Annotated in this window: 15 protein-coding genes and 2 pseudogenes; 7 read left to right on the plus strand and 10 right to left on the minus strand. The window is 44.7% G+C overall.

Features of this window, described 5'->3' with window-relative positions; all coding sequences use genetic code 11:
- Window positions 1–111: 111 nt before the first annotated feature.
- Together AACT18_RS10530 and AACT18_RS10535 are read right to left on the minus strand one after the other, a co-directional pair.
- Window positions 112–825, minus strand: coding sequence for a response regulator (locus AACT18_RS10530; protein WP_094124895.1), 714 nt, complete (start codon window positions 823–825; stop codon window positions 112–114).
- Window positions 815–2245, minus strand: coding sequence for a sensor histidine kinase (locus tag AACT18_RS10535; protein WP_094124899.1), 1431 nt, complete (start codon window positions 2243–2245; stop codon window positions 815–817). The genes AACT18_RS10530 and AACT18_RS10535 overlap by 11 nt, the downstream gene beginning before the upstream one ends.
- Before the next feature lie 115 nt (window positions 2246–2360).
- Here AACT18_RS10535 and nifJ point away from each other — a divergent pair, with 115 nt between their 5' ends.
- A complete protein-coding gene (gene nifJ / locus AACT18_RS10540; protein ID WP_094124896.1) occupies window positions 2361–5645 on the plus strand; it encodes a pyruvate:ferredoxin (flavodoxin) oxidoreductase in 3285 nt (1094 codons plus the stop codon).
- 121 nt (window positions 5646–5766) lie between these two features.
- Here the strand turns inward: nifJ and AACT18_RS10545 are convergent, their stop codons facing one another.
- Window positions 5767–7629: a potassium transporter Kup gene (locus tag AACT18_RS10545; RefSeq protein ID WP_094124897.1), complete on the minus strand. Its 1863-nt coding sequence runs from the start codon at window positions 7627–7629 to the stop codon at window positions 5767–5769.
- 448 nt (window positions 7630–8077) lie between these two features.
- On the opposite strand from AACT18_RS10545, the pseudogene AACT18_RS10550 reads away from it, so the two are divergent.
- A pseudogene (locus AACT18_RS10550) lies at window positions 8078–10495 on the plus strand (M16 family metallopeptidase); the annotation flags it as partial.
- Window positions 10496–10570: 75 nt separating this feature from the next.
- Here AACT18_RS10550 and AACT18_RS10555 read toward each other — a convergent pair.
- From AACT18_RS10555 to AACT18_RS10570, 4 genes and pseudogenes are all read right to left on the minus strand, one after another.
- Window positions 10571–11665, minus strand: a complete 1095-nt coding sequence (locus AACT18_RS10555) for a S1 family peptidase (RefSeq protein ID WP_176429178.1) — start codon at window positions 11663–11665, stop codon at window positions 10571–10573.
- Between the two features lie 128 nt (window positions 11666–11793).
- Window positions 11794–12768 (minus strand): annotated as a pseudogene (locus tag AACT18_RS10560) (trypsin-like serine protease).
- A gap of 77 nt (window positions 12769–12845) precedes the next feature.
- The gene (gcvT, locus tag AACT18_RS10565; RefSeq protein ID WP_176428377.1) at window positions 12846–13979 is read right to left on the minus strand and encodes a glycine cleavage system aminomethyltransferase GcvT; all 1134 of its coding nucleotides are present in this window, start codon (window positions 13977–13979) and stop codon (window positions 12846–12848) included.
- Between the two features lie 291 nt (window positions 13980–14270).
- Window positions 14271–14894: a helix-turn-helix domain-containing protein gene (locus AACT18_RS10570; protein WP_010320321.1), complete on the minus strand. Its 624-nt coding sequence runs from the start codon at window positions 14892–14894 to the stop codon at window positions 14271–14273.
- 392 nt (window positions 14895–15286) lie between these two features.
- Here AACT18_RS10570 and AACT18_RS10575 point away from each other — a divergent pair, with 392 nt between their 5' ends.
- The 3 genes from AACT18_RS10575 to gcvP all read left to right on the plus strand — a co-directional run bounded on the left by AACT18_RS10575 (window position 15287) and on the right by gcvP (window position 19993).
- The gene (locus AACT18_RS10575) at window positions 15287–16594 is read left to right on the plus strand and encodes a serine hydroxymethyltransferase (protein ID WP_094125798.1); all 1308 of its coding nucleotides are present in this window, start codon (window positions 15287–15289) and stop codon (window positions 16592–16594) included.
- Window positions 16595–16651: 57 nt separating this feature from the next.
- Window positions 16652–17032, plus strand: a complete 381-nt coding sequence (gcvH, locus tag AACT18_RS10580) for a glycine cleavage system protein GcvH (protein ID WP_094125797.1) — start codon at window positions 16652–16654, stop codon at window positions 17030–17032.
- Window positions 17033–17113: 81 nt separating this feature from the next.
- Window positions 17114–19993 carry an aminomethyl-transferring glycine dehydrogenase gene (gcvP, locus tag AACT18_RS10585; RefSeq protein WP_094125796.1) on the plus strand — a complete coding sequence of 960 codons (2880 nt, stop codon included), beginning with the start codon at window positions 17114–17116 and terminating at the stop codon, window positions 19991–19993.
- Between the two features lie 428 nt (window positions 19994–20421).
- Here gcvP and trpS read toward each other — a convergent pair whose 3' ends face one another.
- Window positions 20422–21444 (minus strand): tryptophan--tRNA ligase, encoded by a 1023-nt coding sequence (trpS, locus tag AACT18_RS10590; RefSeq protein ID WP_094144366.1) that lies wholly within the window; start codon window positions 21442–21444, stop codon window positions 20422–20424.
- A 296-nt stretch (window positions 21445–21740) separates the two neighbouring features.
- Window positions 21741–22178, minus strand: coding sequence for a redox-sensitive transcriptional activator SoxR (gene soxR, locus AACT18_RS10595; protein ID WP_047688832.1), 438 nt, complete (start codon window positions 22176–22178; stop codon window positions 21741–21743).
- A 100-nt stretch (window positions 22179–22278) separates the two neighbouring features.
- On the opposite strand from soxR, the gene AACT18_RS10600 reads away from it, so the two are divergent.
- Together AACT18_RS10600 and AACT18_RS10605 are read left to right on the plus strand one after the other, a co-directional pair.
- Complete coding sequence (locus AACT18_RS10600) at window positions 22279–22695, plus strand: RidA family protein (protein ID WP_047688616.1); 417 nt, start codon at window positions 22279–22281, stop codon at window positions 22693–22695.
- A 67-nt stretch (window positions 22696–22762) separates the two neighbouring features.
- A complete protein-coding gene (locus AACT18_RS10605) occupies window positions 22763–23662 on the plus strand; it encodes a DMT family transporter (RefSeq protein ID WP_094125784.1) in 900 nt (299 codons plus the stop codon).
- Window positions 23663–23864: 202 nt separating this feature from the next.
- On the opposite strand, the gene AACT18_RS10610 is transcribed toward AACT18_RS10605, so the two are convergent.
- Complete coding sequence (locus tag AACT18_RS10610; RefSeq protein WP_094144257.1) at window positions 23865–24458, minus strand: NADPH-dependent FMN reductase; 594 nt, start codon at window positions 24456–24458, stop codon at window positions 23865–23867.
- Window positions 24459–24549 lie beyond the last annotated feature (91 nt).

The following is a 24549-nucleotide window of genomic DNA, read 5'->3' on the forward strand; positions in this document are numbered from 1 at the left end:
ACATTTCACGCTGGCTCTGCCTGAGTACTTAACCGATATTAAGTCTAACAAGCGCTTTGTATAGATGCTGTATGGATAGCAAGGCTCGATATAAAGATTTTATAAAGTAGCCTAAACCGCAAACTGGTCTGATTCGCCTTCTACCAACCGATATCCTACCCCTGTTTCTGTAATAATATGTTTGGGTTGGGCTGGATTTTCTTCCACTTTATGACGCAACTGGGCAACATGAATACGAACATAATGATGATGTTCAATGTAGTTACTGCCCCACACTTCTTTTAAAATTTGCTTATGAGTCAAAACCTTGCCCATATTTCTCACCAAAAGTTTTAAAATATTGTACTCGGTTTTGGTCAGTTTTAACGCTTCACCACTTTTAGTCACTTGCTTAAATGCCAAGTCGACAACTATCTGGCCGAATTGGTAGCAAACCGACTCTTGAGGCTGAGGTTGGCTCAGTTGGCGTAACGCGACACGTATTCGCGCTAGCAGTTCTTCACTACCAAATGGTTTAATCAAGTAATCGTTGGCTCCCGCATCAAGTGCTTGAACCTTATCTGATTCCTTATCACGGGCCGAGATGACAATGATTGGCGTCTGCGTCCAACCCCGAAGCTCTTTGGTGAGTGCAATACCTTCCATATCTGGTAAGCCTAAATCCAATAAAATCAGATGCGGATTCCAGTTTGCGACTAAGGCTATCCCTTGCTCTGCTGTTCCAGCCGTTTTGACTTGATACTGATAACCGCTGATCAACACGTTGAGAAAACGTTGAATCGGTGCTTCATCTTCAATGATCAAGATTTTAATTTCACTGTTCATACAGTCCCTTTAAATCGTAAAGTCGGCATGGTATCGCCACGGTAAAACTAACACCTTGGCTTTCACGGTTGCGAGCAACTATCGTACCGTGATGTGCGGTGACGATCACTTGGCATATCGCTAAGCCAAGCCCTGTGCCATCGACTTGGGTATGGTTGAGGCGATAAAAGCGCTCAAAAATTCGGGTTAATTCTTGCTCAGGAATACCGGGGCCATTGTCCGCTACTGTTAAAATAAACGCCTCATCGCGGTATTCTATCTGAATCTCTATCTCACTTCCTTTAGGTGTATATTTGGCTGAATTTTCAATCAGGTTAGAGATAACCTGTTCAATCAATAAACTATCGAGTTCAACCAACATTGGTTCACTTTTTAAATTCACATGATGGTGACGCAATCGTCGAGATAAACGGCTCAGTGCACTGCCAAGCACTTCTTCAGGTTCGACCCAATCCAACTTAGGTACAAGGGCCGCGCTAGTGTAACGCGTGATATCAAGCAGTTTTGTTAAACTACGATTGAGCCGCTCACCTTGCTCAGCGATCGATTTCAATAGCTCATCTTGCACCTCTTGATCCAGCTTCAACCCCGCATCGGTCAACGTCGTTGCCACGCCAATGATCGTCCCTAATGGTGTTTTCAAATCATGAGATACTGATGCTAATAACGTGCTACGCATGGTTTCTAATTGATTAGCCGTTTCCACTTCCGCAAGCGCTTGGTTAGCTTGCGAACGTGCCAGTGACAAACTGAGTAATGAAATGACCCACGGGGTAACTTTGTCCTGTTGATCTTTTTCAACCACTAATACGCCCAATACTGTCTCTCGATCTTTAAGCCAGTGAATGGTGGTGGCCGCAGGTACATGACGGCCATCAAATTCTTCTAGCTGGGCATACGGAAAAGAATCGTTTTTGGCAAGCAGATGCCAGTGAGGGTGAGCAGATAAAATCGCGCTCGGCAAGCTCAGCTCTTTATTAAGAAATTGCACGGTCGCCTGCGCAATTTGCTCACTGGTTCGCAGTGCCGACAAGTGGCAAGCAAGCTGATAATAGGTCTTATGGCGCATCTGGAGGTGCTTATTTTTCTGTATTTGCTTTCTCTGTGACTGTGTTATATTGATCGCGAACATCCCACTGAACACCATCACCGAAAAAGTAATCACATGCTGTGCATTCTTAAAACGGAACGAACTGTAATCCGGCAATAAGAAGTAGTAATACACTATGACGCCCATAATGGTCATGAGGTATGCATTGCGTGGACGAAGTAGTGAAGCACTAACAATGTTGAGCAATAAAAACAGCATTGCCATGTCTGTTTCTAAGATATTTTTTCGGTAAATCACGCCCACCGTAGTAACCAACACATACAGGCATATCAATAAGATGACCCGTTGTGTCTCGTTTACTCGCGCCATGTTTAGCGTCTTAACCATCTTTGTTTCTCGTGATTTTGTCACCTTAGTGACGGAATCATACATCTTCAGACGTAAGTCGCAACGATTGCGATAAACACAAGAGGTTTCCAGAGTAATGAATTGGATTACTGATGCCAATACTGCGGTAGCAAATATAGCCTATCAATTAAGTGAAGTGATTGCCGTATACCCGATAACGCCAAGTACCACCATGGCCGAGTGCTATGAAGCATGGTCGGCAAAACACCAGCTCAATATCTTAGGGGAGACACCCGAGGTAATTGAGATGCAATCTGAAGCGGGAACCATTGCGGTTGTGCATGGCAGCGCCATGAGCGGTGCATTAGCCACGACGTTTACTTCTTCGCAAGGATTATTATTGATGATCCCCACTTTATATAAATTGGTGGGAGAGCTGACTCCGTGCGTGATCCATGTCGCCACACGCAGTGTCGCAACCCATGCCCTATCGATTTTTTGCGATCACTCAGATGTGATGTCGATTCGGCAAACGGGCGTTGCCATGTTATGCGCAAGCAACGGTCAGCAAGCACAAGACATGGCGTTGATATCGACCATGGCTTCACTGCGCAGTCGGTTACCGTTTGTCCATTTTTTTGATGGATTTATCACCTCTCATACCTTAACTAATATAGACATGCTCACCACCGAGCAGGTAGCGCAACTTTTTCCCCATCGCGCATTACTTGAATTTCGTCAGCGCGCCTTAACGCCCGATCGCCCAACCTTACGCGGAGCAACGGCAGGTCCAGATACTTATTTTCAATGCCGCGAAGCGCAAAACCGCTATCAACAGCATGCACCCGATGTTGTCCAAACCTGTATGGATGAGTTTGCGCAGCTCACTGGACGTGCCTATCACTTAGTAGAGTACTGTGGTCATCCACAAGCTACACGAGTAATCATCGCTCTTGGCTCGGTCAGTGAAACACTCAACCAATACGTTCAAAGCAAACCAGATGAGAGCGTCGGTGTTGTCACCGTTCATCTCTATCGCCCTTTTCCGACTCAAGCATTACTCAACGCCTTGCCTGAATCGGTACAGCAGATCAGTGTGTTGGACCGCACTAAAGAACCCGGAAGTAGCGGTGAACCGCTGTACCTGGATGTGCTTGATGCCATTTACCAAAGTGGTCGACCCATTGAGTTATTCCGAGGCCGTTATGGTTTATCGGGAAAAGCTTTCTTCCCAGAAGATGCACAGCACATTTTCGCGATGATGCGAAATGAGCACGGCCGGAAAAGAGAATTCGTGGTAGGAATCGATGATGACGTCACTCATCTTAGCCTACCCGTTACCTCACAGCCTGAACGAGAAGAAGCGCTGCAAACGGTATTGATGTACGGCTACGGTGGTGATGGTAGCATCTCGGCAGGAAAAAACGTGCTCAAAGCTCTTGGCAAGCAAAACCACTGGTATGTGAATGCTCAGTTCGAGTACGACTCGAAAAAATCACGCAATCTTACGACGACGCACTTGCGACTCTCCGAACAACCGATCCAAACTCCGTACCCGATTCGGCAAGCCAGATTAATTTCGCTCAGTCAATTAGGCCTACTGAAAGACATCGATATCACGCAGCGATTTTGTCAGCGCGCGCTACTATTGATCAACACATCGCTTATAGGGCAAGCACTGTGGGATTCTCTGCCATTTGCATTGCAATCGACGATTCAAGCTAAACAGATCAAAGTGGTGACGATCGATGCCGATAAGTTAAGCACTCAGCATCAACTCAAAAACAAAGCCAGCGTAGCTATGCAAGTAGCGGCGACTTTACTGCTCAGTCCAAGCCAAGAACCTTCTCAACAGCGTGCAACTTTACTGGTTCTGCAAGCGATGTGCAAAACGCAATTACAAGGAAAACCTGACGCACTTATCGAGCGTAACCTCGCGTGCATTGAGGCAGCAGCGCACGAGATAAACGACTCACCTTTCACCATCACCGCACAAACCTCGCAAACATCATTTGCAATCAAAGAGCGCAGCCAACCCGGTTCTTTGGTGGAATGGTTACTCGCTGGGAAAGGGGGAAATTTACCTGTCTCTGCCTACCCTGCTGACGGGATTTGGCCAACCAATACTTCTTCTTTAGAGAAACGAGATATCTCCGAACAATTACCAGTTTGGGATCCGGATCTCTGCACTCAGTGCGGTTACTGTGTCTCGATATGTCCGCACTCAGCAATTCGTGCTCGGGTGTTCGAACCCAACGAAGTACATCAAACATCGACCACGCTTAAAACCATGCCTTATCGCTCTCGTCATCAACAAGATGCGCAATACGCATTGCAAGTATCGCCCGATGACTGCACTGGCTGCCAACTCTGCGCGCAAGTTTGCCCAGCCAAAGATAAGCGCGACCCTGAGCAGAAAGCGTTGACTATGGTCAGTAAGCCGCTTTGTTATGAACAAGAACAGCAGCAGTTTGCCCAGTTTAATGCGCTGCCAATGCAAAACATCCACCAGCAGAGTCGTATTGATGTCAAAACCATCCAGCATGTTGAGCCTTATTTCGAATACCCTAATGCTTGCGCTGGGTGTGGTGAAACACCTTATATTCGGATTTTAACCCAATTATTTGGTGACCGACTCTATATTGCTAATGCCACAGGATGCTCTTCCATTTTTGGTGGCAATTTGCCCACAACACCCTATAGCCAAGATGCCCAAGGAAGAGGACCTGCATGGGCCAATAGCCTATTTGAAGATAACGCGGAATTTGGGCTGGGAATGCGATTAGCCGTCAAAGCCTTAGGGGCGCGAGCACAAACGGCCTTTGCTCAACACTCCCTTCACGGCAGCAATGAGTTACTCACTGACGTTGATGAGCGTCGACAACAACTGAGCAAGATAAAATCAAGCTTAACGTCAGACACTCAGCATGCCGAATTAAAGCTATTACTTGATTATTTGATTGAAAAGCAGGTATGGCTGATAGGTGGCGATGGCTGGGCTTATGACATCGGTTTTGGCGGCCTTGACCATGTGTTACGCAGCGGTGAAAACATCAATATCTTAGTACTCGATACTCAATGCTATGCCAACACTGGCGGGCAAAAATCCAAATCAACCCCACAAGGAAAAACAGCCAAACTGTGTAGTTTACCCAACCCAAATCCCGCCAAAGATTTGGTTGCTCTTTACCAAAACCTGCCCGGTATTTATGTGGCAAGAATCGCTTTAGCGGCCAATATGAACCACACGATCAAAACGCTACAAGCGGCTGGGGAACATAAGGGGCCATCATTGGTTGTCGCTTATTCTCCATGCATTGAGCACCATTATGATCTTGCGCAGAGCGCCGAATACACCAAGGCACTGGTTAAGCAAGGTGACTGGCCACTGTATGCAGCGCTTGGCAAAAACGTTGAATAACACAGCTAAGAAATAAGCCGTTCCTTGATAAAGAAACGGCTTATTTCTACATGAGTTGATGGTTCTTGCTTTAAGCTCAATGAGTCGGTGCGCTGAACCGCAACACAATGCAATCAAGACATTAAATTTCTCGATAGACGCCCATCTCAATCAAACGATCGGAAGGAATATTAAGCCGCTCTGCCGTACGCAGCGCATGTTTGCTCATTAAGATAAATAACCGCGCTTTGAAATCATGCCATAGGCCCACTTTCTGCGCCTGAATACGCTCAGCAGAGAGCAAGAAAATAGTCTCATTGGGATGTAGATGCAGCCCTTTAAGCGAACAGGAGTGCATCACTTGTTCAATATCTGGTACTTCCTGATAGCCCGTATGGATGATCACTTGCCAAAACGTTTCTGACAACTGCTCGATCTCTGCTCGGCGACAAGGATGCACTTTAGGCTGTGATTCATACTGAAACGTCATCAATATATTACGCTCATGAAGCGTTTTATTGTATTTCAAATTATGCACCAAAGAGCGAGGGACATGATGGCTGACACGCGAAAGGTAGACGGCATTACCTTGAGTACGACGAAATGTTTCCCCTTCAAGAGAAGCAATCATGGCAGAAAGCGACAAATCACTGCCCGACACGTCAAGTAAACGCTGCTTCTGCTGCTGCCAAATAGACATCACAGCAAAGATAAGACCACCTAGCGAAATCGGCAACCAGCCACCATCACTCAATTTGGTCGATGTTGAGACAAAGAGAAAGACATCTAAGCTAACAAATATCACTCCTAGCAACCAAACATGCGCCCGATGCCATTGCCAGTAATAACGTGCCACAATCACAATCAATAATGAAGAAATGGTCATGATCGCCGTTACGGCGATGCCATAAGCGGCGGCTAAGTTAGCCGATGATTGGAAACGCATCATCACAAATAGCACAGCGACAAACAGCAACACATTGGCTGCTGGAACATAAATTTGCCCTTGAGAGTGCTCTGACGTATGGGTAATTTTCAGTGGCGGGAGATAACCATAGTTCATTGCTTGACGAGTTAATGAAAAGATCCCTGAAATCACCGCTTGTGAGGCAATCACGGCCGCTAAGGTAGCCAAAATGATCACAGGCCATAGCCACAGATTAGGCACTAAACCAAAAAAGGTTTGACCTGTAACACCTTGAGAAACCAACAGATAAGCCCCTTGCCCAAAATAGTTAAGCAATAAACTGGGTAACACAATCATAAACCAAGCAAGACGGATTGGCTTAATACCAATGTGTCCCATATCGGCATACAAGGCTTCAACGCCAGTCACTGACAGCACGACGACGCCAAGAATGATCAACGTATTTACCCCCTGTTCGGCGATAAAATGAAACGCGTAATAAGGATTGATTGCGACTAATACCTGTGGTTGCTCAATGATAGCGTTAAACCCTAAAACGCCCAGCGAGAGAAACCATATAACCATTACCGGCGCAAAAAATCGCCCAATACGTTCGGTGCCTAATGCTTGAATTGCAAACAGAATCACGATAATTCCTACTGCAATCGGTAGCACGAATGGTGCGAAATCTTGCTCCACCACCGCGATACCTTCCACAGCAGACAGTACTGACATAGCCGGCGTTATTACCGCTTCACCAAAAAAGAACCCGGTGGCTAATAACCCAAGTAATAACACCAAAGGCTTTAGTGAATCTGGGCAATGCTCTCTAGCAATTGCAGATAAAGTTAAAATACCACCTTCACCATGTTTATGCGCACGAGTGATGAGCATTAAATATTTCACCGAGACGATCAACACAAATGTCCAAAACACCAAAGAGAGGATGCCAAGTACATTCAATGAATTGATCGGTAATGGGTGGTGACTAAAAAACACCTCTTTTAGTGCATATAACGGGCTAGTGCCAATATCGCCATAAACGATACCTACGGCTAATAGTGCAAGCGAAGCGGTACTTTTTTGTGGTTGTTTCATTTCAATATTGCCCTAAATGGGCATCCTATCTAACTATGCTCACCTCATAGTAATCAGATAGATTTAAAGAAAATGTATAAAACCAAGGATAGGCATATAAAAAGTATAAAGATTCAATCCCAGATTGAGCAAAATGTAGCAATAGTGGTCAAACTCGTTTCAATCAACATCACTCTGTTAACACTTAAATTACACAATGTAATTAATAACATTCATTGTTACGAAAAAATTGAAACTTCTTTCTCAAAACCTGAGTTGACAGTCACATTCCCCAAAATAATTCAAACCTCATGACGTATATTGCCACCAAATACATGTCGAGGTTGTTATGAAAATATATCGTCTACTATTCGTTAGTTGCTTATTTCTGTTGGGATGTGCTTCAAATCAAGCATTCACTCCGATCAAAGAAGATCCCTATTGGGCGAGCGCCGAGCTGGCCAATGGCATGAAATACCACATTTATCCCAATCAAAAAGAACCCGTTTCCATCCGCTTGATTGTTCACGCAGCGGCATTTCAAGAAAACAATCAGCAACAGGGCTACGCTCATTTTCTTGAGCATATGGCTTTTAATGGCAGCGCTCATTATGCCGGAAATGATGCGATCAAAACCTTTGAGCAATCAGGTGTCAGTTTTGGCCCTGACATCAATGCTTATACTGCTTATCAAGAAACGGTTTACAAACTGGATTTACCCGATAACCAAGCGGTAGAGCCAGCTCTGATCTGGTTTAGAGATATTGCCGATGGTATAGAGCTTACTCCTACATCGGTTGAAAATGAAAAACGCGTGATCATGGGCGAGTTTCGTTTTTCACGTAAAGAGGAGAAGAGCTACGCTCAAAACGTTTATGAGCACATGATTGCTAATACTTTATATGCACAACATGATCCCTTGGGCACCAAAGAGAGCGTAAACCAAGCGACACCCGAAGGGATTGCCGATTTTTACCGCACTTGGTATCAGCCACAGCTTACCGAAATCGTTATCGCCGGCAATATCACATTAGAGCAAGCCACGGCATTGATAGAAAAACACTTCGCGAGCTGGGAAAAAGGCAGCACGCCAATGCCGACTAGAAATCACAGCATTACGGCCAATAATACAGATTTTGTGGGTTACATTGGTGCCAATGACTCACCGAACATTAGCCTATTCATCGACCGTGGCGAGCAAAAAATAGCCAGCCGTGAACAACAAGCCCAGTGGTGGCTCGATGATATCGCCCAGCAATTGATACAACAGCGGTTATCCAGCAATTTCAGTGACGCCAACCTTCCGGCACTTTGGATTTATTCCCAAACTATCCCGTTTGAAACCCAGCGCTATTCGTTTGCAGAGGTCGGGTTTCCAGTGGACTCAAGAGAAGCATCGCAAAATCTCTTCTTCTCCACACTTGCTGCATTGCGTGATCATGGTGTGAGTGAGCAAGAGTTTCAGGCGATTTTCCGTCAGTATCAAGAGATGTTAGCGAACTTCGATAACAATTGGCAAAAAGCCACCGCGATAGATTTAGTCGAAGAAAAAACGCTGGCGCGCACATTGGATCAACCGATCCAGTCGCATTTAGACCGACGTTCGACGTTAACCGAATTTATCTCGACCACCAACAGTGCCATACTCGATGAACACCTTCGCAAATTATTGTCTAGCGACTACCAGATCAATATTGGGTTGGATAAAAGTGAAGACAAAGAATTCGTCGTCGCGACACTGCCAACACTCAAAACCCTGTTTGCCCAAAAAGGGCAGCCACCGCTACTACAAGAGGTCAATCAAGCTTTTGTGACACCTACGCAAATAGGTGCCATTTTGTCAGAATCTCAACTTCAAGAGTCGATGGATATCACCACTTGGACGCTAAGTAACGGTGTTGAAGTGTGGTATCGCAGAGACATTAACGCAGGGGAAAAAGTGTATGCCTCTTTGGCAAGCCTTGGTGGTAAAGCAAGCTTAGAGCCCGATTTGCGTAAAGCTTCTGAAGTGCTTATTCCGAGTGCCATACGCGGTGGAATTGGTAACTTTAGCGGCTCTCAGTTGGATAATCACCTGAGAAGACACGGCATCATATTGAATCCCTACATCGACTTTACGTCGCATGGTATCAGCCTTGAATCATCTAAAGATGAGTTAGCCGAAGCGTTTGCTGCCCTTTATACGGCGATGACCGCCATCAACATCGACGACAGCCATCTGCAGTTAACAAAACAAGAGTTTAAGCAAAATCGAGATACTTTTCTTCGCTCACCCATTGGCCAGATGGCGCTCGCCATTAATCGCAATAGCTATCTGCCGGACACCACTCATTGGTTATACGAAGGATCGGACATCAATACGGTGAATGTTGAACAAGTGATGCAAACCCATGATGATCTCTTTAAGAAAAATAGAGGCTTTAAACTCTTTATTACCGCAGACATTAAACCAGCCGAACTGAAACCGCTATTGCGTACCTATGTAGCGTCATTAACCTTCAGCTCTGCACCTGAGGTCGATTATCGCATTGATTATCGCGCAGACTTTCAGCCTCGAATCGACATGGCGATCAACGATGAAAAAAGCAGTGCCTATCTTGCCAGAGTGATCAGTAACGACCCGGAACACAAATCGGCTACTACTATCTTTATGGATGATATGTTGTGGCGTGTGGCAAACCGCCGCATGGTGAGTCAGGTGCGTGAACAGCTAGGGCTGGATTATGCTCCTAATGCCTTTGCGGTTTCAGCCGATAGTGAACCACACAACGATTGGCTATTTAGCGTTGAGATTTCATCCAATGATGTCGACACCGCAGAGCAAGCCATTGATAAGCTGATTGACGGTTTATCCGTCGAAATAACGGAAGAGGAAACGCTCACCGCAGCAAAACAATTGATTGCCGATCTCAAACCACTCACAGACGACCCCAAGCAGATGAATTGGTTTATTCAACGTTATTCACTGCACGGGTACGGCATCGATGCGTTGTTTAACATAGAGCAAACGGCAAACCGAATCACCGCACAAGAGATGACGTTGAGAGCCAAGCAAATTTTTAATCACCACAACAGACGAACCAAAATTATTATGCGCCCGAAAGCGAAATAACAGCAGTAGAGTCAACCCTAGGATACTCAAACTGCCACCGCTCTCCTCTTGAGGGGCAACAGTTTGAGTATCAATCAGAACACGTACCCCATTTTGAGTGGCAACATAATATTTAGGCACCTCTGCACCTGTAAGAACGCGCCGAATCCAGCTCTGATAATCATAAAGCTCCGTAAATACCGAGGTGGTCGGTTGGTTAATATCACCACATAATGAAGGCCCAAAGCTGGTTAAACCAATTTGAATGTATTGCGAGCCATTAAACCAATAGACAGGTCCACCTGAATCGCCAGAACAAGTGGAGTTTTTATAAGCACCGCTTACCGCACCATCAAAACAGATCTGCTTTGAGGTCAGTGCCGAGCCATAAAAAGCGCTACAGACGGCATTACTAACAAAAGTGAGGTTCGTTTCTTGTAACTGAGTATTTGAACTCTCGACATTACCCGCCACGTAGCCATGACCAATCGCTTTGTAATTATTGCCAGCAGGGTAATCATTATTTAACTGAGTATTGAGTAGCGCAGAATAGTCCGCCACATTGAGCGGTGTTTCGAGCTTGATAATCGCAATGTCATCACGCCAGAGTGCGCTGGACGAATTGATGTAAGTACTGGGGTAATAAAAAGCCGCCGCGCGCGATATCTGGATATTCCCGTAGGGGAAATCGGCCACATTATCCAACTGAGGCACGACCACCGTATAAAGCATGGTATCTTTTTTACCGTAGATACAATGAGCTGCCGTCAAAATAAACTGTGAATTGATGATACTCGCCCCACAAAAACTGTTGCTACTATGCTGAGCGCTGTTTTGATATAAAAGGCTAGCAAAAGAAGGGTAAGTGGCACTGCTGGTATCCGAACCATTCACAATGTAAGGCTGGAAATCAACCGCATAAGCATTTGCTGATAGCATCGCACTGAACAGTATCCATTTGTACATCCATCACCTCGTCACTCATCTAGAAAGATACGCGTGTATCACTTTCAAGTTTAGCGCCCTAAGTGGAACCTGCTCAAAAAAGGCAATAAAAAAGCGACCTAAACAGGTCGCTCGAAATCAATAAGGGTTCAACGTCTACGAATGAAGGGGATAAACATCAGTAGTAAAGACCACCAGCCGAATGAACCGCCACTGTCAGAAGGTGGGTTTAAATAAGCTTGGCGTTTCGCTTCTGTTGCGACAAATTTTGGTGGTTCAATTCCTGCAACTACGCTATCAATCCACGTCCTATATTTGACAACCTCGGTAAAGATGGAAGTTGGAGCAAAACTAGGATCACCGCAAGTTGTTGGCCCAAAACTTGTTATACCAACTTGGATATTTCGATTGCCATCATACCAAAATAAAGGTCCGCCAGAGTCTCCTTAACATGTAGCATTCGCTAAGCCAGTAATATTGTTTATTGGTGGCATCCCTTTCATGCATAAGTTGTTGGCTGTCGAGACGTTATAAGCATTACAATATTCATTAGGGACATAGGTGAGTGTGGTTTTTAAAAGAGAGGCCGAATTATCAACATTAGAAGCGGTATTACCATGTCCCACGGCAATAAAATTGTTGCTAATGTCTCGGTAATCAGAACTCACTGGTAAGTTTAAGTAATCAGCAGATGACACCGTTGCTAGTGGAATTTCTAACTTAAGGATCGCAATATCATCAAATAAGGTGGTGCTGTTATAGGTTGATGGATAATAGATTTCTGCCACTCGTACTTTTTCTAGTATATTGTACGGAAAATCTGTTTCAACTTGCAGCTTAGGGACAACCGAGGTAAAAAGCTGCGTTGAGCTACTACCATAAATACAGTGTGCGGCGGTCAATACATATTGGTTATTGAGTAGTGACCCTCCACAATAATTACCATACTCCCTTGTATAATCAATTTTATCCCAAAATAAGCTCACCATGGATGGAAAATTCGTCACGCTTGCGTACGAGCCGTTTACTATGTAGGGCTGAGCATCAACGGCGAACACATTGCCAGAAACGGCGAGCGAAGATAAAAGTACTACCCATTTGTTCATCATGTCATTCCTTATCACTTTGAACCCAGATAGTACTTAATCCGTTATCGATATGAAACATCTTTAAATGCACTTTTATTACATTTTATGATGCTTTAGCCGCGATAATAACGCTGAGCCACAAACGGCATTTTCTCAACCACTATTGGCAGCATTTTTCCGCGCACATCAGCAAAAATTTCTGTGCCTATCACTGATAAATCAGCTCGGATATAAGCCATAGACACGGGCTTTCCGGCCGTCGGTCCCGCTGTACCACTGGTCACTACGCCTATATGCTGGCCATCGGCGTCAAATAGCTCCGTTCCTTCACGTACTGGCGCTTTAGTTAACCCCACTAAACCTACACGTTTACGTGCAACATCTTTGCTTTCGATCTGCCCAAGAATGATGTCTGCACCCGGGAAACCACCCGCACGCTCACCTTCAGCACGACGCACTTTGCTTATCGCCCATAACAAGCTCGCTTCAACTGGCGTTGTGCTGGTATCAAGATCATGCCCGTAAAGGCACAAACCACACTCTAAACGCAGTGAATCGCGCGCGCCCAGACCAATCCATTCCACTTCTTCATAAGAGGTCAGTTTACGCGCCAATGCTTCGGCCTGCTCTGCCGGTACAGAAATTTCATAACCATCTTCACCGGTATAACCGCTTCTGCTGACAATGCATTGAGCACCGTCGATGTCCATTAGCTGAATATCCATAAAGTGCATCGTCATCACTTGTGGTTGCAGGCGAGCTAACACTTCAGCGGCTTTTGGCCCTTGCAGCGCTAACAGCGCGCGATCGTCAATGACTTCGAGCTCAACACCTTGTGGCAAATGTGCTTGTAGATGAGCAATATCTTGTGCTTTACAAGCCGCATTAACCACAACAAACAGATGATCATCAAGGTTAGCAACCATCAAGTCATCCATGATGCCACCTTGTGCATTGGTGAAAAAGGCGTAACGCTGCTTGCCTGCTGGTAAGTCAATAATGTCGACCGGAACCAATGACTCCAATGCTTGCGCAGCATTGGCTCCATGCAAACGAAGTTGGCCCATATGCGAAACATCAAACAAACCAGCCGCCTCGCGAGTATGCAAATGCTCTTTCTTTACCCCTAATGGGTACTGAACGGGCATGTCATAGCCAGCAAATGGCACCATTTTCGCTCCAACTTCGATGTGCAGCGCATGTAAAGGAGTAGTGAGTAGTGTTTGATTTGCATGTTCTTGAGTCATTTTTATCTCCATTTCAGCCGACCCAGCAGGGAATTCACCACCAAATTTTGGCTATTATGTCCAAAGAAGAGGAAACCATGTTTCCAATAGTGAACAAGAATGCGCCCGTTCGGACGGATTAACAAGTTCAAAACAAGATGAATTGTCAAAACTAACAACCCAATCACAATTAAAAGTCGCGAGATGCTTACCATCGCCTGAGCTAAAAGTGATTAAAAGCACACTACAGAGGGCAAAGCCAACAAATAGCAAACGATTGCTGTTACTATAAGAAACTTCGCGTTTTCACACTCATTTTGCCGTAACCCACAAAATCAATGCATCCTCTTCGCTGACAGAGACCAGCATGTGCCCCATGTTAGCGTCGTAATAAACGCTATCACCTTCCGCCAATCGAACCGGTTCATAAAATTCGCTATAGAACAAAACTTCACCCGTGAGGATCAACAAAAACTCCTCACCATCGTGACGAACCCAGTCACTGTACTCTTCAAATGCACGAGCTCGCACTCGGCTTTTAAACGGCATCATTTTCTTATTAGAGAGCTGCGTGGCGAGCAATTCATGCTCGTAAGTTGGGGTGGGATGCGGCTTGCCCTGCCCAATACGAGAAATATCCCTACGACCTGTTGCCACAATTTTCTTTGGTGGCTCAAATAGTTGAGGCATATCAATCTGCAATCCATGAGCGAGTTTTTGCATCGCTTGGTAGGTTGGAGAAATCTGTTCGTTTTCGATTTTACTCAATGTAGATCGAGCTAATCCTGTCCGCTGGCTCGCCTCTTCTAGCGTAATCCCGAGCTTAGAGCGGATCTCTTTAATACGTTGCCCAAGCTTAAGCGGTTCGATCGTTTGTTCACCAGTTTCCTTGGCCAAGGTCAACGATGGGTACTCATCATAAATGTCTTCAGACATGCTTTCCCTCGATTGTTATCTTCCTGATTTCGGCCATCATTGTGGCATAAAGCCAACGCAAGGTTAAAGAGGCGGAACGTAAATAAAGCGTGCTCTTGCTTACAAAAAAAGAAACCATGTTTCCTATAGGAAATTTTTGATTGATTGTTTATAAGTCAAAGAGTATGTTACTGACTTGTTAGATAAAGAGATGCAGTTTACCACTTATTGCGGTTAGGGATTTAACAAGGTTTAAGTGGCTTTTCACCCCGTATTGTTGGGGTTGCAATCCAGTTTAAGGATAACTGACACCCTGTTTTGTTGTCGCCTAACGGCTTAATAATAAAGCAGCCACTAAAAAGGAATGACGGAATGTTTAGCCAATTCGTCGGATTATTGGAAGGTCATCTACCATGAATACCAACGTGAACAAAAGTTACCCCAACCACTGCCTTGAGAGCTTTTTCTCAACCAACCTTGCTGCCACTGATGATGCTGTCTTTGCGGGTATTCAAGCCGAATACGTGCGCCAAAATGAACAAATTGAGCTGATCGCCTCAGAAAACATCGTTTCAAAAGCCGTTATGCAAGCGCAAGGTACTTGTCTCACCAATAAATATGCAGAAGGCTACCCCGGCCGTCGCTATTACGGTGGTTGCGAACACGTTGATACCGTTGAAACCATTGCGATTGAACGTGCAAAATCCCTATTCCATTGTCAATACGCCAACGTGCAGCCGCATTCAGGCGCACAAGCTAATGGCGCGGTGATGCTGGCTTTACTGCAACCGGGTGACACGATTTTAGGTATGTCTCTGGATGCCGGAGGCCACCTCACTCATGGCGCTCGGCCTGCTCTCTCTGGTAAGTGGTTTAATGCTATCCAATATGGTGTCGATAGCACGACCTTAGAAATCAATTATGATGATGTACGCAGCCTCGCGTTAGAGCATCAGCCCAAAATGGTCATTGCGGGCGGCTCTGCCATTCCTCGCGTGATTGATTTTGCCAAATTCCGAGCCATTGCTGATGAAGTGGGCGCGCTCTTAATGGTCGATATGGCGCATATTGCCGGATTAGTCGCCACTGGTGCTCACCCAAGCCCATTGCCGCATGCCCACGTTGTCACGACCACCACACATAAAACCTTGCGCGGTCCACGAGGCGGTATGGTTTTAACCAACAGCGAAGAGATCAGCAAAAAAATTAACTCGGCGGTTTTCCCCGGCCTGCAAGGTGGCCCGTTAATGCACGTAATTGCGGCCAAAGCGGTAGCACTAGGCGAAGCGTTAGGCCCTGAGTTTCATCGTTATATTGATTCGGTGATCGATAACGCAAAAGTTCTCGCCGAAGTATTGCAAACTCGCGGTTGTGACATTGTGACTGGCGGGACTGACACTCATCTCATGCTTGTTGATCTTCGCCCTAAAGGGCTGAAGGGGAATATCGCCGAACAAGCATTAGAGCGTGCAGGAATCACATGTAACAAAAATGGCATCCCATTTGATACCGAGAAGCCTATGATTACTTCGGGTATTCGTTTAGGTACGCCAGCTGGAACCAGCCGTGGTTTTGGTCGTGAAGAATTCAAACTCATCGGTGAGTGGATTGGCGATGTTCTCGATGGCCTTGTTGTGAGCCCAGAAGGAAACAGTGATGTTGAGCAACGTGTGCGCAAACAAGTTAAAGCGCTGTGCCAACGCTTCCCACTCTACCAATAGCCTTTTTAAATTAAACACAAGTTCAAATCAATACGATACTTTTTTGGAGATAAAGCAATGGACAATACACTGAAGTTTGCAGATAGCCACGAGTGGGTGCGCGACAACGGTGACGGCACAGTGACCATCGGTATTTCTGAGCATGCGCAAGAGATGCTTGGTGACGTCGTGTTTGTTGACCTACCTGAAGTAGATGCAGAAATTGATGCTGGAGACAGTTTTTCTCTGGTTGAATCGGTCAAAGCCGCTTCAGATATTTACGCACCGATTACAGGTGTCATCGTTGAAATCAACGAAGAGTTAGAAGATAGCCCAGAACTCATCAACGAAGAACCGTATGAAGGTGGCTGGATTGTGAAAGTGAAGATGTCTGATGCTTCTGAACTCGACAATCTAAAAAATGCAGAAGAGTACCAAAACTCTATCGAAGAAGATTAATTAGCCCATCACGGATCAAAGCTGCCCAGTATGGGCGGCTTTTTTTTAAGGTCGCACACGATCTTTGAAAAGGTAAAGGAAATGACTGAATTACTTCACAGCCCACTGCTTAGCCAGTTAAGTACCGAAAATGAGTTTGTTGCACGCCACAACGGACCCAACCCAGCCGATCAACAAAAAATGCTCAACGCGATTAACGCCGAAAGCTTAGCCGCGTTAATCGAACAAACCGTTCCTGCGCAAATTCGTTTAGAAAGCCCAATGTCCCTTGCTGCGCCTAAAAGCGAAGCCGATATGCTCAGCGCGATGAAAGTATTTGCCAATCAAAACCAGATTAAACGCACGTTCATTGGTCAAGGTTACTACAACACCTTCACGCCGAACGTCATTTTGCGTAACGTACTGGAAAATCCGGGCTGGTATACGGCTTACACACCCTACCAGCCAGAAATCTCTCAAGGTCGTTTGGAGTCGCTGCTTAACTACCAACAAATGGTGATGGATTTAACAGCAATGGATATTGCCAACGCGTCGCTGCTCGATGAAGCAACGGCCGCTGGCGAAGCAATGACACTGTGTAAACGCGCAGGAAAAAGCAAAAGTAACGTCTTTTTTGTGGCGGACGATGTTCATCCACAAACCATTGAAGTGGTAAAAACTCGCGCTGAATTTATCGGTTTTGAGGTACAAATCGGCGCACTCGACTCATTGCCTGAACAAGATGTGTTTGGCGCGCTGCTGCAATACCCGAGCACCACAGGTGAAGTGCGTGATTTAAGCGACCTGATTGCTAAAGCGCAAGCCAATAAAATCTTGGTTACTGTTGCCACGGATTTACTGGCCAGCACCTTGCTGAAACCAGCGGGTGAAATGGGCGCGGATGTCGTGATTGGCTCAGCTCAACGTTTCGGTGTCCCTATGGGTTACGGCGGCCCACACGCCGCCTTTATGGCCACGCGTGAAGCGCACAAACGCACTATGCCCGGCCGCGTGATCGGAGTGTCGATTGACGCCAAAGGTAACCCAGCACTGCGCATGGCAATGCAAACTCGCGAGCAGCACATTCGCCGCGAAAAAGCGACCTCGAACATCTGTACCGCGCAAGCTCTGCTGGCTAATATGGCCTCGTTTTATGCGGTCTATCATGGCGCAGAAGGGTTGCGCACCATTGCGCGCCGTACTCATCATATGACTGCAATTCTAGCGGCAGGCTTAACTCAAGCGGGTTACGAATTGGTGCATAACAGCTTCTTTGACACGATTACCTTAAAGAGCGCCGCTCAAACTCAAGCTCTGTACGCAAAAGCGCAGCAAGCCGACATCAACTTACGCCGATTTGATGACCAATTGGGCATCAGTTTGGATGAAACCACCACCACAACTGATCTTGAAACCCTGTTTGCGGTTTTCGATATTAAGCAATCGGTAAGCGCGCTGTCGGCAGAAATCGCCGCCAACGAATTTGCAGCGATTCCAGAACACTGCCGTCGTCAATCTCGCTTCCTAACGCATCCTGTGTTCAACACCTATCACAGCGAAACGCAAATGATGCGTTATTTGAAAAAACTTGAGAATAAAGACTTTTCATTAACTCACGGCATGATCCCGCTTGGCAGTTGCACCATGAAACTGAACGCCTCAGCCGAGATGATCCCTGTAACTTGGCCAGAATTTGGTTCAATCCACCCATTTGCACCGAAAGAGCAAGCCGCAGGTTACGCCGCTCTCGCTAAGGATTTAAAAGAAAAGCTCTGTGAAATCACAGGCTATGATGCCTTCTCGCTACAACCAAATTCCGGTGCTTCTGGCGAATATGCAGGGCTTGTAGCGATTCAGCGCTACCACAAAAGCCGTGGTGAAGGGCACCGTAACGTCTGCTTAATTCCGAGCTCAGCACACGGCACCAACCCTGCAACCGCTTCAATGGTTTCGATGAAGGTGGTGGTCGTGAAATGTGATAATAACGGCAACGTTGATATCGCAGACCTCGCAGACAAAATTGAGAAGCATAAAGAGAACCTCTCTAGCATCATGATCACTTATCCTTCAACACACGGCGTTTACGAAGAACAAGTTAAAGAAGTGTGTAACATGGTTCACGCCGCGGGCGGCCAAGTTTACCTTGATGGCGCCAACATGAACGCGCAAGTTGGTTTAACCAATCCGGGCTTTATTGGCTCTGATGTTTCTCACCTCAACCTACACAAAACATTCTGTATTCCTCATGGCGGTGGCGGCCCAGGTATGGGACCGATTGGTGTAAAATCTCACCTAGCGCCTTTCCTACCGGGACATATTGAAGGGGGAGTTGAAGGCTGCGATCACGCAGTATCTGCGGCCGATTTAGGCAGCGCTTCTATTTTACCTATCTCATGGGCTTATATTGCCATGATGGGTGCAGAAGGCTTAACCACGGCTACTCAAGTCGCTATTTTAAATGCTAACTATGTGATGGAAAGACTGCGCCCACACTACCCTATTCTTTACCGTGGTAGTAACGGCCGCGTAGCGCACGAATGCATTATTGACATTCGTCCGCTTAAAGAAGCGACCGGTATCAGCGAAGAAGATATTGCTAAACGTTTGATGGATTATGGCTTCCACGCACCGACGATGTCATTCCCTGTTGCTGGCACCTTGATGATTGAACCAACCGAATCGGAAGACTTAGCCGAATTGGATCGCTTCTGCGAGGCGATGATTGCGATTCGCGCCGAAATGGAGAAAGTTCAATCAGGCGAATGGCCATTAGCCGACAACCCGTTAGTGAATGCGCCGCATACACAATCGGATCTCGCAAGTGAAGCATGGGCTCACCCATATTCTCGTGAAACGGCTTGCTTCCCATCCGCTCATACTCAGGCATCAAAATACTGGCCAACCGTGAGCCGCGTCGATAACGTTTACGGTGACCGTAACCTTGTCTGCTCATGCCCAAGTATCGATAACTACCAAGAGTAGATGCTGATGTTGATGGCTCGTCGTCACAGTTTATGATCATCATTTTAGGTTGTGACTGACTTTGTAATCAATATTCAATAATAAAGGCGAACTGAGAAGTTCGCCTTTTTGTTAGGCTGTAAAACGATTTTTGGACAAAGGTGAGTTACGAAGTGCCCACAGTGAAGGTTCTGGACAAAACTGTTTTAGCAAACTTCATCCATTATCATAAATGACATACACCCAACGCTCACGAAACTAATTCCCTCTTATCGTGGAGAGCCACACTTAATACGACTTCAGGTCGTACGGACAGAAATGGGGTTACCGACACGAACTATTTCCACTAAATTCGCATAATTTAAACTATAAAGAATATAGGAAATAGCTTCAACCTCGAGAGTTTCACCTAATGATCTTCTTGAAGTTGGCTATTGAAAACAAATTATTCAGAAAATATTTAGTCCAAAGATATCTTTAACATCAAAAAGTACTTCCGTTGTTTTATCTCTAGAGATTTTGCTTCCCTTCACTAAAATATCAACCAGTTGAGCCTTATCACTTAAAAACTCAGCTCTTCTTTCCCTTATTGGTCTGAGCATATCTTGTAAGCATTCCTCTAATACTTTTTTTGTTGTTCCATCTCCAAGTCCGCCACGTTGATAATGTTCTTTTAGTTGGTTGATATGATTTTGATCAGGGTGAAATGCATCGAGGTAAGTAAATACGATATTGCCTTGAATAGCACCAGGATCTTCGATTCTTAGGTGGTTAGGATCGGTATACATAGACCTTACTGCAGCAGAGATCTCTTTTTCAGTAGCGCCAAGATTAATGGTATTTCCCATCGTCTTAGACATCTTATTTTTACCATCTGTGCTAGGTAAACGTGATGCGTTGCTTAACAAGGGTCTACACTCGTTCAAAACGATTCGTCCTGCTAATAAATTAATCTTTCTAACTATCTCATTAGTTTGTTCAAGCATTGGCAACTGGTCATCCCCAACTGGAACCAATGTTGCGTTAAAGCCAGTAATATCAGCTGCTTGAGATATAGGGTAGGTTAAAAAACCAGCCGGAATTGATCGTTCAAAGCCTTTGCTTTGTATTTCACTTTTGACCGTTGGGTTTCGCTCTAATCGACTGATTGTCACAAGATTGCTGTAGTACATAGTCAATTCAGCAAGAGCAGGGAGTTGTGATTGAAGACAAATTGTAGTTTTACAGGGATCGATACCAACAGCGAGATAATCCGCGACGACATTAAGAATATTAGATGATACTTTCTTCGGATTGTGAGCATTATCAGTAAGACCTTGCATATCAGCAACAAGAACTGTTTGCTCGTGAATATCTTGTAAAGCGACCCGTTGTTTTAAAGAGCCGACATAATGCCCCAGGTGCAATGGGCCAGTAGCTCTATCGCCAGTTAAAATTACTTCCGATTTTTCAGTGTATTGACTTGTATTCATTCATATATCTCCTAGTAAAAATAGATCGCTACTGGAGATACAAAAGAAATTACAGTCTCAGCTACCTTCCAGCAGCTTAAGAATGTAAAAATTCCGCGCCGCTCTAAATAGAGCGCCACCAGAAAAATAATGACGAAGGCGTTGAAATGTTTTTCATTTTTGCAACTTATCAACAATTCTTTTGAAAATCAACTTTATAGAAGAGCGGTTTCTTATCGATAAACTTAGGTAAACACAGTTATCAGAGAAGGAAATTGAAACGCTTTAATAAAAGTAGTGGGTTGCCTAATGTATAATCAAATGATTCTCTGCGCCCCTTGACCTTGCTGATTAAGATTGTCTTCTGGATTAATTAGGTGACATTTCTTCATACTCAGGCAGCCACATCCGATACATCCTGAAAGATTGTCTTTTAATAATTGGATTTTTGCTATTTTATGGTCGAGGTCTTGCTGCCATTTATTTGCAACTCTCTCCCAATCTCGCTTTGTGGCCGCTTGATTCATTGGTAAGGTGCTTAACTCTTTTGCTATTTCTTCTAATGTAAACCCTACAGATTGAGCTACTTGAACGAGTGCAATTCTACGTAGCATCGAAGGTAAATAACGGCGTTGATTACCATTGGTTCGAAAGGAAGCAATTAAACCTTTAGCTTCATAAAAGCGTAAAGCCGATGCTGCTACACCACTACGTTCGGCTAGATGTCCAATAGTTAGATAATCATTTCTGCTCACAGTTATTTCAACTTTTGTCAAATTATCGCTTTACTTCAAGTTAACTTGAACTTTTATACTCCTGCTTACTTTTGAATTCAACGTATAAAAGGTCATTATTATGCTAAAACTAAAGCCAGTCTTCCATAATCCACCAGAGATTTTTAATCCAACACCATTTGGTTTTTGTCATACAGTGAAGGCACCAAGCAAAGGAGAGCTAGTTTACATTTCGGGCCAAAGTGGTGGTGAAGGTATTGAACATAAGCTTAGTAGTGATTTTCTTCATCAGACTTGCATTTTATTATCAAACCTAGAGATTGCGCTTAATGCCCATGAGCTTAGTTTTGAGGATGTTCTAAAGATCACTGTCCTTATTGTTGATCATGATAGTGAAAAGCTGAATATTTGGAGTAAAGAGATGCAAGAACGTTGGCCGTTAGATACGTTGCCCGCAAGCACCTTAATTCCAGTACCTAAGTTAGCTCTTGACGGCATGCTAATTGAGGTTGATGTTATTGCATTTAAGTCAGCTTGACTATAGCACTATATTTAAGAGCTCTTTTTTGACACCGAAAGCTTATTGATTGTATTGGGATTTTACTATGCTTAAAAACTACTTAACTCTGCTCGCCATTGGGCTGATTTGGGGATCACAATTTATTTTTCAAGAGAATGCACTAGAGGCATTCAATCCAGTATGGATAGGTACATTGCGTGCAATATTCGGTGCAATCACTTTGTTTATTATCTGTCGGGTCATGCGAATTAGTGGTGATAGTAAACAGTGGCTACTTTATGCTGTCATTGGTTTACTTGAAGCAACGATTCCTTTCATTCTTATACCTTTTGCTCAAAAAGAGTTGAGCAGTTCAGTAACAGCGATATTAATGGGTACACTACCTTTTTATGCACTGCTTCTTGCTCCTGTGTTTATAAAGAATGCTAGGATTAGTAAAGGTAATCTGCTAAGTGTCATCGTGGGTTTTAGTGGTTTAGTTGTCCTTTTTTACCCAGATTTAATGTCAACATCTTCGAGAGTTAGTCTCATTAGCATCCTAGCAGTATTATTTGCTGCGATATGCTTTGCTATTGCTTTGCTCCTGCTCAACCGAGTTAAAGAAGAACATCCCCTGATAGTGGCAAGAAATGTTCTTTTTATGGCGAGTATTCAATTAATTATAATTTCTCTCACCACAACGATGACACTGACACAAAAATCGCCACCTTTGAGCGCCTTTACTGCTGTGATCTATCTTGGTGTGATGTGTGCGGGAGTGGTTTATTATCTCTATATGATGAGTATCAAGAACGCAGGCGCTGTTTTTACTTCGATGACTAATTATCTTGTGCCTGCGATAGGCGTATTAATCTCCGCGCTGGTTACTAATGATAGTATTCAGACTACATCATGGCTGGCTCTTGGGATCATTTTATCTGCTCTTCTAATGAATCAAATGGCTGCAAAGCATGACCAGAAAATGCAGTCAGAGCCTTTGGAATAGATATAGAGCCGTGAATAAAAAATGGACCATAATAATTCACAGTCAATAGAGGGGCAGACTGAGCGCTAGTAATGATCCATTACAATGTGGTTCTTATATAATTGAAAACGTACTTATTATTAATCTAGTGCTACCGTCGTCTTGGTCATCTTTGCAATTAAGCTGCCGACTATTGCCAACAATAATAATTACTTATTTACTATTACATACCATAGCGAAATGCCTTTCCCATTGATACCATCTCACGATGTACTGGATTCAATGCTTGAGCATAACTGGCAAGTAATTTCATTGTATACTGATTACGTTGATGCATGGTTTGGTCAGTACATCTGTGGTCAGTAGTGAGCAATTTTTCTACATTGCGAAAGATTAGGTGATCCGGTAAAAAGCACGCGTGGTTGTTCTTGCTGCCTGTCATGCGCAGTTCACTGATCGGATATACGCCATTTACGCCCGCTGATACGCTTACTAAGAGTACCGGCTTATGTGCAAGCTCTTCATCGGTAGACAATAGCAAAAAATTCTTAAGTGCTGGAGTTGCCATTCCATGCCACTCTGGTGTAATAAGAATCACTGCATCCGAGTGTTTAAGTATCTCGGAAATTGGCGTCCATAGCTCCCACTCTTCACTTTGTTTCCAAACCCCTTCGTTCCAAAACGGAAGATTAAGTGAGTGCAAATCCAAAATATTTGTTGTATCGAAATGATCTAAAGAAAGTGACTCTAAATAACGTGCAACTGATAAACTTTGCGAGTTTGCACGCTGGCTACCAGATACAATTGTAATCTTCATATTAGTTCCTTTTTAAAAGTAAATTATTAGCTTTATCAGATGACGAATTTGTACGAGGGGCTGCCAAAGCGATAGCAACTAGGACAAACAT

Source organism: Vibrio sp. V04_P4A5T148 (genome assembly GCF_963875605.1).
Taxonomy (GTDB): Bacteria; Pseudomonadota; Gammaproteobacteria; order Enterobacterales; family Vibrionaceae; genus Vibrio; species Vibrio anguillarum.

What these genes read in the sequence shown, in the direction of transcription:
- gcvT (WP_176428377.1), bottom strand. Translation starts at nt 13,979, where the DNA reads ATGACTCAAGAACATGCAAATCAAACACTACTCACTACTCCTTTACAT.
- AACT18_RS10555 (WP_176429178.1), bottom strand. Translation starts at nt 11,665, where the DNA reads ATGTACAAATGGATACTGTTCAGTGCGATGCTATCAGCAAATGCTTAT.
- AACT18_RS10605 (WP_094125784.1), top strand. Translation starts at nt 22,763, where the DNA reads ATGCTTAAAAACTACTTAACTCTGCTCGCCATTGGGCTGATTTGGGGA.
- AACT18_RS10610 (WP_094144257.1), bottom strand. Translation starts at nt 24,458, where the DNA reads ATGAAGATTACAATTGTATCTGGTAGCCAGCGTGCAAACTCGCAAAGT.
- gcvP (WP_094125796.1), top strand. Translation starts at nt 17,114, where the DNA reads ATGACTGAATTACTTCACAGCCCACTGCTTAGCCAGTTAAGTACCGAA.
- trpS (WP_094144366.1), bottom strand. Translation starts at nt 21,444, where the DNA reads ATGAATACAAGTCAATACACTGAAAAATCGGAAGTAATTTTAACTGGC.
- AACT18_RS10530 (WP_094124895.1), bottom strand. Translation starts at nt 825, where the DNA reads ATGAACAGTGAAATTAAAATCTTGATCATTGAAGATGAAGCACCGATT.
- nifJ (WP_094124896.1), top strand. Translation starts at nt 2,361, where the DNA reads ATGAATTGGATTACTGATGCCAATACTGCGGTAGCAAATATAGCCTAT.
- AACT18_RS10535 (WP_094124899.1), bottom strand. Translation starts at nt 2,245, where the DNA reads ATGGCGCGAGTAAACGAGACACAACGGGTCATCTTATTGATATGCCTG.
- gcvH (WP_094125797.1), top strand. Translation starts at nt 16,652, where the DNA reads ATGGACAATACACTGAAGTTTGCAGATAGCCACGAGTGGGTGCGCGAC.
- AACT18_RS10575 (WP_094125798.1), top strand. Translation starts at nt 15,287, where the DNA reads ATGAATACCAACGTGAACAAAAGTTACCCCAACCACTGCCTTGAGAGC.
- AACT18_RS10600 (WP_047688616.1), top strand. Translation starts at nt 22,279, where the DNA reads ATGCTAAAACTAAAGCCAGTCTTCCATAATCCACCAGAGATTTTTAAT.
- AACT18_RS10545 (WP_094124897.1), bottom strand. Translation starts at nt 7,629, where the DNA reads ATGAAACAACCACAAAAAAGTACCGCTTCGCTTGCACTATTAGCCGTA.
- AACT18_RS10570 (WP_010320321.1), bottom strand. Translation starts at nt 14,894, where the DNA reads ATGTCTGAAGACATTTATGATGAGTACCCATCGTTGACCTTGGCCAAG.